This window comes from Apibacter sp. HY039 (genome assembly GCF_004023655.1).
GTDB lineage: Bacteria > Bacteroidota > Bacteroidia > Flavobacteriales > Weeksellaceae > Apibacter > Apibacter raozihei.
In genome coordinates this window covers 64,344-78,016 of the sequence record NZ_SAYM01000004.1, presented here as the reverse complement: position 1 = coordinate 78,016, position 13,673 = coordinate 64,344, and the positions used below count along the sequence as shown (strand labels likewise).

8 protein-coding genes are annotated in these 13,673 nt (G+C 33.2%); all 8 read right to left on the bottom strand.

The genetic code is table 11. From position 1 onward, the window contains the following. Positions 1-67: 67 nt before the first annotated feature. Entirely contained in the window at positions 68-3,319 is a 3,252-nt protein-coding gene (locus EQ921_RS09645; RefSeq protein ID WP_128331503.1) for an ABC transporter permease, read from the bottom strand. Between the two features lie 3 nt (positions 3,320-3,322). Then, positions 3,323-4,201, bottom strand: coding sequence for an ABC transporter ATP-binding protein (locus tag EQ921_RS09640; RefSeq protein WP_128331502.1), 879 nt, complete (start codon positions 4,199-4,201; stop codon positions 3,323-3,325). A 20-nt stretch (positions 4,202-4,221) separates the two neighbouring features. Further along, positions 4,222-6,354: a TonB-dependent receptor gene (locus EQ921_RS09635; protein WP_128331501.1), complete on the bottom strand. Its 2,133-nt coding sequence runs from the start codon at positions 6,352-6,354 to the stop codon at positions 4,222-4,224. A 254-nt stretch (positions 6,355-6,608) separates the two neighbouring features. Next, the gene (dprA, locus tag EQ921_RS09630) at positions 6,609-7,694 is read right to left on the bottom strand and encodes a DNA-processing protein DprA (protein WP_128331500.1); all 1,086 of its coding nucleotides are present in this window, start codon (positions 7,692-7,694) and stop codon (positions 6,609-6,611) included. A 221-nt stretch (positions 7,695-7,915) separates the two neighbouring features. After that, complete coding sequence (locus EQ921_RS09625) at positions 7,916-10,396, bottom strand: T9SS type B sorting domain-containing protein (protein ID WP_164875621.1); 2,481 nt, start codon at positions 10,394-10,396, stop codon at positions 7,916-7,918. Between the two features lie 388 nt (positions 10,397-10,784). Continuing rightward, entirely contained in the window at positions 10,785-11,603 is an 819-nt protein-coding gene (locus EQ921_RS09620; protein WP_128331498.1) for a carboxylesterase, read from the bottom strand. Positions 11,604-11,614: 11 nt separating this feature from the next. Continuing rightward, positions 11,615-12,355, bottom strand: coding sequence for a carboxylesterase (locus EQ921_RS09615; RefSeq protein ID WP_128331497.1), 741 nt, complete (start codon positions 12,353-12,355; stop codon positions 11,615-11,617). Between the two features lie 150 nt (positions 12,356-12,505). Beyond that, positions 12,506-13,486, bottom strand: coding sequence for a tRNA dihydrouridine synthase DusB (gene dusB / locus EQ921_RS09610; protein ID WP_128331496.1), 981 nt, complete (start codon positions 13,484-13,486; stop codon positions 12,506-12,508). Between the last annotated feature and the right edge of the window lie 187 nt (positions 13,487-13,673).

The following is a 13,673-nucleotide window of genomic DNA, read 5'->3' as shown; positions in this document are numbered from 1 at the left end:
TTATCATAAATAAAAATATTTAAAAAAAATACCGGAGTACGAATCCAGAGATTCATACTCCGGTATTTTAATTTAATGAAAAGTATAAATTTTTTAAATAATCATTATGAGTAGATTTTTCCTGAGACACTAACCCGTTATACCAATCAATAGCAGTAAGTTTCTTCTTAGATATTAAAGATTGTTTATAAAACGAATGAATTTGATTAAGAACATTCTGAGTACCAATTTTGGCTCCTGTTGAATAGAGAGTTTCTATTCCTTTGTGGTTGAATAAATACTCTTGATTTTCATCACAAAATAAAACAGGAAGTTCAGGAATTCCTGCAACTGCTCTCCCTTGAGAATATTTATCATGATTTTTTTTAAGAAACTTTTCTGTAGAATTTTTACCGTAGTAAGATTCAAGCTGTACAAGAGCCAGATAACCGGGTATAGATTGGGTGAGAAATGGATATCCTTGTACACGGGAAAAATTTCCCCTTTTTAAATATTGTTCAGCAATTAATCGGGTAGTTATATACCGTAAATAATCAAGATCTTCATTTCTTTTAATATCAGCAATCCAGCCATGATTTTCCGGAAGAATTATAAGATTTCCAGAGGTAGCTAAATCTTCATCATATCTTGGTCTTTCAGCAATGACCAGATTACTGTAAGGATATTCACCCAGATTTTTGGAGAGAAAAGTTAAGGCTTCTTTTGCAGATTGTATCCAACTATCTATAGCATAGGAATGGTAGGGGTGATAAGCAACTTCAATACGAATCGTTTTACCGTTAATATTTACATCAGCCCTTTTGAAAGCATAATGTGCAGATAAAATATTAAGAGGTAAGGTGACAGGTATTTCTGTTGTATAATTATAATAAGTCCGCTGATTTTTCGACCACTTTTTTAATAAAATTCCGGGCATAACAATATTTTGATTTTCAGAAGTGCTTATTGTACAATTATAGGTGAACTGTTGTGCCTGTGTAGAAGCAAAAAGCAATGAATTACCGTATGAATTATTTACTTCCGGCAATGAAGACTTCATCTTTTCTAGCCCTAGGTCTTCTCTATATTTATTTTCTGCCAGTTCCCGTCTGTCATCATACCCAAAAAACGGGAGCATATTTTCAGAGATAAAAGAGCCGTTAAATGTGAGGTCTTTTTGAGGATCATCATTAGTAAATCCTGAATATATCTTTTGAGCCTCAATTTGTATCTTTTGTAAACGTTGCGGCTGAATCGGATATTTAATTTTATAAACCGAATGTCTGTTTTCTTCATCTTGAGAGATGAGAGTGAGTTCATTATCAGGTAAGTTAATTTTTCGAATAACCAGAAAATCGTCCCAATCTACGTGTAACGTATCAACAGCAACAGAATGAGGGTTGAGAAGTTCAATTGTTGCCTGATAATTTATTTTTCTATTTTCAGGAAATAGATTGAGACTGATATCTATATGTTTAATTTGAGGCTGAGGTGTTTTCTGGTATTTTTTGTATTTCTTTTCATATTCCGCATCTTCATTTCTTTCCTGTTCTCTGCTTGAAAATTTGTTTTCGACATTTACAGTTTCATAAATATAATAAGAGGAATACATAAAAATTCCGGCGGATATAACAAGTAAGAAAAGAAATAGTTTGGAGAGGTTTCCCCTGAAATTTAATCTTTTCGCTAAAGGAGATACCAATCCTCGGGGCCATACCCATAAGCCTGTAAAAGTAAGTATAAGTGTAAAAGATATCCAGTAAAGACTGTAAATGAGATTGGCAAAGGCGTAAAAACTACTGCCATTCATATCGGTATATTTCAACGCTCCCGGAGAAAAACTAAAAGCAAACCTATGCTGTTCCAGTACTCCGATTTCATGAAGTATAATAGTAACTACCAGCACTAATATACTCAGGCCGTGGGTAGCATATTTATTTCCTGTAATTCCGGCTACAGCTACGCATAATAAAATATATTCTATGTATTTAGGAAGCCACCGTAAAATAATTTCTTTAAAATATACATCCAGCTCAAAATGATAATATCCTTTAAATATTTGTACTCCTATACCAAAAACGATAAGACAGATGGAAAGCAGCAAGCTAACCATAATCATAGCATTAATTTTAGAAACCGTAGTAACCCAGGAAGGAATCGGTAAGGCATCTGCGATCTTCCAAAAACCACTGGTTTGATTTCTAAACAGCAATTCTACGGTATTTATTATAATAAATAACTGAAAGTAAAAGGATAAGGCAATGGTTATATTAGTCACTTCAACAGTTACAGGTAAGGTAGGTGCTTCCGAATAATATTGCTGTTGCCAGACGGCTATATAGCAAACATACATAACTAATAATATCCCCAGAAAAATTTTAAAACCTGTAGGGGCAATTACACTTTTACATTCGGTTAATGATAAAGAAAAAACATTTTTCCAATAACTGGAAAGTGAAAATTTTTTGTTTACCGGTTCAAGTTGATTTTTGTTTGAAATTTTTAATGACAGGTTAGCAATAGTAGCATCTTTCTTTTTCTCTTTTTTACCGGAAGTTCCTTTGCTGAAATTTTTAAAACTAAACCGTATTCTGCTGTAAATAAGAAGAACGAGACAAAGTAGAATCCATCCTAATCTATTCCATAATAAATTTCCGGTAGCAGAAGGAAGGTAAGCGTTTTTTTCTGCCGGAGACATATGTTCTAAATCATCTATTAAAACTCCGAAAGAAGTAGGATCGTAAAAGGCTACCGAGCGGTCAAACTCATGCATGGAAACGGAGAAAATCATAATGAGCATTATGAACATGCTCATCAAATACGAACTTTTTACATCTCTGCTTAGAGAAGCAGCACAAAAACAAGAGGTGAAAAGTATAAAGGTATTAGGAAGTAAAATATATACTACAGCCATTAATAAAGAATAATAATCAACCGGGCCTATGTTTTTGACGGGTAAGAACGAATAAGAAAATGCACCGAGAAGATAAAAGAAATTCAAAATAAGTAATAAGGTAAAACCTGCCCAGTATCTACCCCAGAAATAACCGCTTTCGGAAACGGATGTGGTAAAGAGTATGGATGAAAAACGAGATTGTAAATCTTTAGTAATAACCGTACCGGCAATAATAGCCGTAACTATAAAGCCAACATACCCAATACCTGCAAAGACAGTGAAAAAAATGGCCGGCGCATTGGCATAGGTTTCATCATTAGCATAAAATTCTCCGCTGTGATGCATATAATATATCCCCTGAAGGTACATTAATAAGCATACAATCCAGATAAAAGGTCGTTTGAGCTGTTGTCTGATCTCAAAAAGGTATATGGATGTAAACATATCTTATTTGATATTTTGTTGAAACATAAGGTTAAAATAGACATCTTCCAGCGTAGGCTTTTTAAGAGTAAAAGAATCATTGGGTTGCAAGTCCGATAAAATAGTTATTACAGGTTTTCCTGCTTCATAATAAGTTGATATTACAGGATATTCTTCGTATGCTTGCTTCAGAGCATCCTTCTCCAGTGTTTTAATCCATAATTTACCAGCCAGTTCATTTTCTATTTCATTAGGTTTTCCGGTTTTAATCACTTTTCCGTCACCAATTATTGCCATATCATTACATAAAGTAGAAACATCTTCCACAATATGAGTGGAAAGAATAACAATAGTATTTTCCCCTATGTCACTCAGAAGATTATAAAAGCGGTTTCTCTCCATAGGATCTAAACCGGCTGTAGGTTCATCAACAATGATAATCTGAGGGTTTCCCAGTAATGCCTGAGCAATACCGAATCTTTGACGCATTCCTCCGGAATATTGTGATAATTTACGGTCTTTAACGTCAAATAAATTAACTCTAACCAATAATTCATTAACCGTTTCTTTTCGTTCTGCTGAATTGGAAATTCCTTTCATTTTTGCAATATGATGTAACATCTCGCAAGAAGAAACGTTTGAATATACTCCAAAGTCCTGAGGAAGATATCCGAGAATTTTTCTCATTTCTTCAGGTTGTTTTAAAACATCGATAGCCCCCAGTGTAATAGTTCCGGAATCAGGATCCTGTAAAGTAGCTATGGTACGCATTAATGAAGATTTACCGGCACCGTTTTGTCCCAATAGTCCAAACATTCCCTGACGGATAGTTAAAGTAATGTCGGATAATGCCTTTTTTTCTTTATTGTAAGTTTTGGATAGGTTTGTAATTTCAAGAGTCATGCTATAACAAGGTTTAATAGTTAAAAATTTACTTTTATGCTGGTTCCGTAAGTTGCCGGAAGTCCTAAGGATACAGGAGAGTTATGACCTCTGTAATTAGCATAAACAAAAGAAATATAACGACTGTCTGTTATATTTTTTGCCCAGAATTTCAATTCATATTTTTTATACTTTATACCGGCATTCAGGTTGAGTAAATGAAAGGGTTTTTGCGTAAGATCATTATAATAAGTCATATATTGTTTTCCCAGATACTTCCATTCCGGAACTATGAAAAATCCGATATTTTCTGACAATTTACCTGAATACGTCACCGATAAACCAAAGGATACATCGGGAGTAAATATCTGTTTATTTCCTTTGTAATCTTTATTGGCAGTTCCTGCCTCGTCAAGGAGTATAAGCTGATCATATTTTGTGTTTATAATTCCGAAATTGTAATTTATTTCCAGATTTTTCATTGGTAATGCAGCCAGTTCCAACTCTACTCCGCGGCTATACATTTTACCAATATTGGCAATTCTGTTTTCCGGCGTCATAAGTGTTTGCTGCTGGTCTTTCCAATAAGTGTAAAATAAAGCCAGATTAGCTCTTAGCCTTCGTTCGAACCATTCCGTTTTTACTCCTGCTTCATAATTATCTGTGTATTCCGGCTCATACGTTAAATTAGGACTTCCTTCATTAGTATACTGGTTAACTCCTCCCGGACGAAAGCCCCTGGCATAGTTAACATAAAGGGTAATATCCTCTTTTAAAAGATAAGAAAGGTTAACTTTAGGAGACCACGCATTGTCTGACGTATTGACCGACTTAGTAGGGTAGGTTAATACAGGGAATGGTTCTTTTTTATATTCATTATGAGCCGTTAATTCTTTTTCATCGTAGTCATATCGTAATCCGGCTGTAATTTTTAATTTAGGAGTCAATGAATAACTTACGTTTGCATAAGTAGCAAATCCTTTTCCCTTTTGTTTGGAAAATGAATAATAAATATAGGGAGCGTTTGGATCCATAGAAACTGCATCTTTACCATAGACCGTTTCAGTATTGGATTGATGATTATCTATAAAGCCGAAAATACCTCCTATTACTTCCCATTTTCCTAAATTTTTAGATACGGCTCTGATTTCCTGTGTCCATGTATTCTGAGGACGTTTAGGCGCATACCAGCTCATAATATCATAGGGGGAATAATCCTGGTCATAATCTTTGTATGTATCACTTAAATAGGTATATCCGGTCAATGAACTGATATCCCATTGACGAATTTGGTATTTTAGTTGCAATGAAGTAGTTGACAGTATACGATTCTCTATATTTTTTCCGTTTTGATTGATTTTAAAAGGTTTAGATAAAGCAACTCCTACGTTTGGCGCATAAGGGAAGGTTCCGGTAAGATCATTATTTTCCAGTTTTGAATTCAAAATAACAGTTAGCTGATCATTAACAAGATATTTTAGAAAAAAATTGCCACCAAAATTTTTATAATTATCAAAATGACGGTTATCGTATTCATTAGTAAATAAACCTTTTCTGTCAGTATAAAATGCATTCAATGAGGTAAATAATTTGTTTTTTATGATAGGCCCTGAAATTCCTCCTCTAATCTCATGAGTATTGTAATTGCTCACACCCATTTCAATAAAACTCTTAAAAATATTACCCGGTTGTTTAGTAAGTATATTAATAACTCCTCCTAAAGCATTTCTTCCATATAAAGTACTTTGTGGACCTCTTAAAATTTCTACTCGTTGAATATCTTGTAATTGAATGGAAGAAGCATAACCGTCAAACATTGGGACACCGTCTATATATATACCAATGGCAGGATCTGTAGAAAAGGTTAATATACCCCTGATAGACATAAAGTTTAAAGTAGGAGAACCTCCGGTCATTGATACTAGATTAGGAACTGTCATAACCATGTCGGTCATTTCTGTTATTTTGCGTTGTTCAATTTCTTTAGACGATATGGCTGAAACGGCTATAGGTGTTTTTTGAAGTTTCGTTTCCTTTTTTTCTGCGGTAATAATGACTTCTTCTAAACTTATTGGTTTTTGTTGTACGGACTCATCTGTTATCTCCTGAGAAGTAGCTATGGTATGGGGGAAGATGAGGCTGACTATTAATGCAGTAATAAATCGAATTTTCATATTTCTCTTTTATCGGTGTTATAAAATTTATCGGATACTATAGAAAATATATGTTCTGGTTTTTAACAAAATTTTCAACTTATTCAAAGTTATATAGTGATACGATCAATGTTATGACGTAATAAGGAAAAATAATGACGCAATACAGAAAAATCAAGCGTTTTCAAGTGTATTACAGCATAGATAAAATATGTATTTATAAAATTGCGTGGTTATACATGTTTGTTAAGAAGTTAAAGAATTTATAGTATAATTTATGTTAGATTGTAATATTTTCCAGGGAATGTATCAATTAAATTTTTGAGTTCCAGATTCAGTAGTTCATGCATAAGCTGGTGTGTGGGAATTTTAAGCTCATCCGATAAAATGTCAATCTGAGTTTTTCCTTTTTCTCTGAGATAATCAATTATGATAGATTCGGTAGCGGACAAATCTGTAAATAGCCGGGTTTGAAACTGTTTTTGCGTATTTTCATGGTAAAGCGAAATAATATCTTCAGGACGAGTTATAATTTGAGCTTCCAGATTCCGGATTAACTGATTACATCCCTGGCTGCTATGATCCGTTATTTTCCCGGGTAAAGCAAATACTTCTCGATTATAGGAATTCGCAAATTTTACTGTTGAAATAGCTCCTCCTCCATAAGCAGATTCTACAATTATAGTTGCTAATGATAGACCGGCAATTATACGGTTTCTTTGAATAAAATTTGCTCTTTCCGGATTAATATTGGGAGGGAATTCAGTAATTATACCTCCATTTTCAGCTATTTTTTCAGCTAATAGTTTATGTTGTGTAGGATAGAGGTTTTTTAGTCCGTGAGCCAATACTCCTAAAGTAGGGATTTTAAGCTCATAAGCTTTTTTATGAGCACATCCATCAATACCTAAGGCTAAACCACTTATAATGTTAATTTTTTTATTCTGAAAACATTCTACTAGTTTTTCCGTAAAATCTTTTCCATAAGAAGTAATCTTTCTGGTTCCAACAATGCTTAGAGCGGGTAAGTCCCAGTTTATATTTCCTTTGTGGTACAAAAGGACAGGGGCATCTGTACATTCTTTGAGCATTTTAGGATATTTGGCTTCCCATAAATGTACTATTTGTATATTATTTTTTATACAATACTCAATGTCTGAATAGGCTTGATTTAATGTGGATTTATCACCTATATATTGAATTGTTTTTTTTCCTATCTGGTATATGGTAAGTAATTCTTCAGAAGAAGCAAACCACGCTTTTTTTGCAGAACCAAATTTTGAAATAATTTTTTTTATAATTGATTCTCCTATATGAGGACAATGTTTTAGTGCGCTAAGGTAAAGAATATCTTGATCCATAGGCCGTAATTTTTTTAATAGTCAGGATAAAGATAACTATTATATGGCATTTTAAAAACTTTTTTATTATTATATACATTATATATACTGCCAAATCTTACTCTATTATTCTCGTCGCATTTTTTTAATACTCTTTATATATATACCAAATTATATAAAAACACCCTGATATAACATATCAGGGTGTAAATATTGGTTATTGTTTTTAAAGCATACTATAATTATCTAATCGAATCATGGTTTCTAATAGCAATCCACCCGGTCAGTCTTCTTCCATCGGTAAGATCTAAAATATACCAGTAACTGGAACTCGGAAGGTTCCTGCCTAAATATTTGCCATCCCAGATAAATTCTTTATCAATTTTCTGTTTTAGCAGAAGTTTTCCGTATCTGTCAAAAATAGTGATACTGCTACCTGAATATATTTCTAGCCCTTTAATATGCCAGACATCATTAATTCCATCTCCATTAGGCGTAATGACATTGGGCATATCCAGTATACTGAAAAACAAAGGACCATTTATACAACCCAAAGCATTTCTTACGTATACCTGGTATGTTTTAGGCGGTAAGCCTGTAAAAAACGGAGAATTTTGCCAATTAATTGAATCCAGACTATATTCCAATGGGGCTTTTCCTATGGCATATACTTCTACATCATTTCTATTAATCTTAATTTCTTTGATTTGTGTAGTTTCATAGTTGATCCTAATTGAGGAGGAGGAAGAGCAACCGTTTTTATTAGTAACGGTAACCTTATAGATTCCTGCTTGGGTGACTTCTATGCTTTGGGTGGTGGCTCCGGTGCTCCAAAGATAGGTGCTGCCTGCATTGCCGGCATCCAAAGTGGTAGAGCTTCCCTGGCAAATGCTTCGGTCAACTCCTAAGTTGACTACCGGAAGTGGATTTATACTTATCTTAATTTCACCGCTTCTCTGGCAACCGTTGGCATCGGTAACTACCACGCTGTAGGTTCCTGCCTGGATGACTTCTATGCTTTGGGTAGTAGAACCAGTACTCCACAGGTAGGTACTTCCTGCATTTCCGGCATCCAGAGTGGTAGAACTTCCCTGACAGATGCTTCGGTCGGCTCCTAAATCTATACTGAGCTGTGGATTTATACTTATCTTGATTTCACCTTTTCCCTGACAGCCGTTGGCATCGGTAACTATCACGCTATAGGTTCCTGCTCGTGAGACTTCTATCGTTTGAGTGGTGGCTCCGGTACTCCACAGGTAGGTGCTTCCTAAATTTCCAGCATCCAGAGAGGTAGAGCTTCCCTGGCAGATACTTCGGTCGGCTCCTAAGTTCACTACCGGTAACGCATTAACCGTTACTTTTACAGAATCTTTTCCCTGACAGCCGTTGGCATTGGTAACTACCACGCTATAGTTTCCTGCCCGGGTTATTTCTATGCTTTGGGTGGTGGCACCCGTACTCCATAGGTAAGAGCTGCCAGCATTTCCGGCATCCAGAGTAGTTGAGCTTCCCTGACAAATGCTTCGTTCGGCTCCTAAGTTCACTATAGGAGGAGGATTTACGGTAATAGTTACAGGGATTCTAGTACTTATACAACCGCCATCTTTTTGTTCCACATAATAGGTCTTCACCAATGGAGTATTACCATTATTTATTTGAATTCCTAATGAAAAAACAGATCCTGTAAATATGGGCTTACCTCCACTAGGAACATTATACCAATGAGTAGTTAGTCGTGAATTTTTTACTGAAAGCACTGCATTTTTTCCACTGCAAATAACAATAGGATCCGATTGAGGAGTAGATTGCGGTTGTAAAGTTAATTTTTGAATAATTGAGCATTTACCTTTGTTGCTTTTTATTAAAGCGTAAAAGATAGTTTTCTTATTTATATTAATCGGCATAATTAAGGACGCTGCCTCTTTTTCTGCCTGAGATAAATCATCATAATACAAAACGGTTTTATCTGGAGTGGCACTTAATAAATCATCATAATTATGTAAATCTATTTGATTTAAACAAACTGTGTCTTCAATATCATTTCCTACAGGATATTTGGTTAAATTTAAATTGATGGAGAGACTTGAGTATATATCATTATTAGGCTTAATGATATTACAGAAAATTTGTGTTCCTTTGTTAGTGACATCAAGAAAATTTATAGAATTTGTGTTTTTAACCAAATCTTTTTCATTTAGATAAAATTTAATAGAGTAATTACTATTTCCATTCAGATAATCGTTAATTATTGACTCTTTTATTTGATTAAGATCGAAATTATTCTCAATATTATCGTTATTTATATCACAAATATAAAATGGAGTAAATTCTTCAATACATAAGAACTCAGCATTTCCACCTCCTCCAGAATCTCCTCCGAAAGATAGTAAATAATCAGAAATTCCATTATGACTTTGTGCTAAATTTATTGCTAAGAGTATTTCATCACCTATATTTACATCCAAGGCAGCTACTAAACCGTCATTAAATGATCCATTTGATTGACATTTTAATGACTCAGGTTTTGAGATATCTAAGCCGGTATCCCAGTTTGATGTATATGTGGGATAAGAATTTATTCCATCATTAGCTGAAAAACGATCAGGTAAATTTTCAGAAATATTTTCACAATTATCAATATTTTTCCAAACTGCCCAATCATAATCTGCTGCTTTTTCAGGTTTAATTTTAAACGTAAATTTATTTCCACTTTTAATAATCAATTTATAAAAAATAGTTCTAGAAAAGTAAGTATAACTACAAATGGTTGTAATGTTAAAACTATTGCTTAGACCGGGGTAAGAATTATTTAAACTTTTAGTTTCACATAATCTTTCAGCTAAACAAGGATGATTATTTGTTTGAGAGTAACAAGTAAAGGATGTAGTAGAAAAAATAATTGCTAAAATTATTGTTTTGTAAGAGCGAAAGAATTTAATGAACAATGACATAATAGGAATTATTTATTCAAATATATTTAATTATTGTGAATTTACCTGACCAATTAATCAAGTATTTTAATTTATTAATGAATTTTTTAAATTATAGTATCGTTTTTTTATACTGTTAATTAATTTGTAATATTTGTTCAAACAATTTTTATTGTAAAAATTATTTATTTATTACAGATTGAATAAATTCATGAGATTTTTCAACAATTAAATCTTGGTCGTAATCAAGAGTCGCTACGTGATAACTATTTTCAAGATTTATAAGAGCTCTTTCAATGTTAAATAAATTGTTATAAAGATATATTGAAGTTTCAGGATTAACCACATGATCTTCAATGGATCTGAAAATTAGAACAGGGCAGGTTATTTTATTTAATTCTTTGCTGGTAATTTCTTTAAACTGATCCATTGATTCTCTGCAAAGTAAAGGTACTTTTTTATAAGCCCATTCAGTTACTCCCGGTTTTTTTATATCAGATCCGATACCGTCTAGAAATCTTGGGTATCCATCATATTCGGGAAGAGGTTCGTAAGGGGAGGTGGATACAGATGCATTAATAACAATGGCTCCATCAACAGGATAATTCGCAGCTAGATGCAGACTTTGTGTTCCCCCCATAGATAATCCCAAAACAAATATTTTATCGACTTTTGGCTTTAGCAAAGTATATGCTTGATGTACTGTATTTGCCCAGTCTTTATAAGTAGTTTTTTCCATTATTTCAGGAGTACTGCCGTGCCCTTCAAGTAAAGGTAGCATTATTGTATAACCTAAGTCATTTAATTTATGAGCTACTGGTCTCATACTTTGTGGACTTCCGGTAAAACCGTGGACAACAATGATTCCTATCTTGTTTCCTGCAAGAAATTCTGGTCTGGCTTCATAGGCGTATTGAGGTTGATAATCATCTTCATTACATGATGATAAAAAAAAAGAGACGAAAGATATGCAAAGAACGTGTAAAATATAATTTTTCATAATAGAAGTATTTATTTTAATATAGATTGGATAAAATGATGTGTTTTTTGAATAATTAATTCCTGATCGTTATCTAAAGTAGCTACATGATAACTGTTTTCCAGCTCTATGAGTTCTTTATTTTCACTTCCCGTGTGAGAAAATATATAATCTTGATTATCAGGAGGAACTATGTGGTCTTCTTTAGACTTGAAAATTAATAAAGGACATTTAATATAAGATAATTTTTCTCTTACCTGATTACTTAATGTTAATATATCCTGAATACATTTTTTAGGAGTTCTATCATACGCCCATTCTTTAATGCCTTCTTTTTTTATATCAGAACCTATTCCCGGAATAAATCTAGGTGATTGAGAATCGTCATACAATACTTTGAATTCCGGTAAATTAATAGCAGCATTAATGGTAATGGCTCCATCAATTTTATGATGTATAGAACAATATAAAGTTAAAGTACCTCCCATAGAAAGGCCTAAAACAAATAAGTTTTTAACTTTAGTTTTTAGCTCACTGTAAGCGTTTTCTACAGATTCAATCCAGTCTTTATAACTGGTAGTTTCCATATCTTCTGGTGTAGTTCCGTGGCCTTTTAGCCTGGGCATTTGTATAGTATATCCTAACCTGTTCAATTGATAAGCTACTTCTCTCATACTTTGTGTTGAGCCTGTAAAGCCATGTATGATGAGAATACCAATATCATTTCCTTTTAAAAATTCAGATTTTGTTTCTGGTGAAATTTCATTTTTCATTTTTTTTAATTTAATTCTATAAAGTTAGTACTTTCTTTATAGGATTAAAAATATTTTTAAAGTAAAATGAATAGAATGTTAAAATTAATGAACTAATATCTGTGTTTTTTTATGATAAAACAATAAATAATTAAATTATGTAAGAATTTATTAAATTGAATTTTTGTCAAGTATGTTAGTGAAAATTCTTTCTAATTCATTCCATGTTAAAGCAGATAAAATTTGAGTTTTATAGGATTTAAAATTATCAATTCCGCGAAAATAATTAGAGTAGTGTTGTCTCATTTCTAATAATCCGGTACGTTCTCCTTTCCATTCTATAGACCAGGTTACGTGATTTTTTACTGCTTCTATGCGTTGATTAAGTGTAGGGAGGGGAAGCAATTCACCTGTTTTTAAATAATGTTTGATTTGGTTGAAAATCCAGGGGTTTCCTATAGCTGCTCTTCCGATCATAATACCATCAACTCCATAAGTTTCTTTATATTCTTTGGCTTTTTCCGGAGAGTTAATATCACCATTGCCGAAAACAGGTATTTTAATTCGAGGATTGTTTTTAATTCGGGCAATATGAGACCAATCAGAATGTCCTTTATACATTTGGGAACGAGTTCGCGCATGAATAGTTAAAGCTTGTATTCCCACATCTTGTAGTCGTTCTGCTACTTCATCTATATTGATTGAGGAGTCGTCCCACCCTAAACGGGTTTTAACGGTAACCGGAAGATGAGTGCTTTTTACCACTGCCTGCGTTAACCTTACCATCAAATTGACATCTTTTAGAACACCAGCACCGGCTCCTTTACACGCAACTTTTTTTACAGGACATCCAAAATTTATATCGACTAAATCAGGTTGAACGGTTTCTACTATTTTAGCTGAAAGTGACATGGCTTCCTCATCGCCGCCAAAAATTTGTATCCCTATCGGGCGTTCATAGTCAAAGATATCCAATTTTTTTTTGCTTTTCATTGCATCTCTTATGAGGCCTTCTGAAGATATAAATTCAGAATACATAAGATCAGCCCCGTGCATTTTACATAATCGCCGGAAAGGTGGATCGCTTACATCTTCCATAGGAGCTAGTAAAAAAGGGAACTCTGATAGTTCTATATTTCCTATTTTAATCAAAAATCAAAAATTTTCTACAAATATAAATTCTAAAATTTAAATTGCTTGTATGTTTTTTGATAATAGGACAATTAAACTGACGTTATTGATTAATTTAAATTAAATATTTTGTATAATCATTTATGATATATAACCTTTTTTATATATTGATTTGTTATATTAATAGCCTTTTAAAAAAATAATTGAA

Excerpts from the sequence above, each read along its gene's own strand:
- EQ921_RS09620 (WP_128331498.1), bottom strand. The coding sequence starts at position 11,603 with ATGAAAAATTATATTTTACACGTTCTTTGCATATCTTTCGTCTCTTTT.
- dprA (WP_128331500.1), bottom strand. The coding sequence starts at position 7,694 with ATGGATCAAGATATTCTTTACCTTAGCGCACTAAAACATTGTCCTCAT.
- EQ921_RS09645 (WP_128331503.1), bottom strand. The coding sequence starts at position 3,319 with ATGTTTACATCCATATACCTTTTTGAGATCAGACAACAGCTCAAACGA.
- EQ921_RS09615 (WP_128331497.1), bottom strand. The coding sequence starts at position 12,355 with ATGAAAAATGAAATTTCACCAGAAACAAAATCTGAATTTTTAAAAGGA.
- EQ921_RS09635 (WP_128331501.1), bottom strand. The coding sequence starts at position 6,354 with ATGAAAATTCGATTTATTACTGCATTAATAGTCAGCCTCATCTTCCCC.
- EQ921_RS09640 (WP_128331502.1), bottom strand. The coding sequence starts at position 4,201 with ATGACTCTTGAAATTACAAACCTATCCAAAACTTACAATAAAGAAAAA.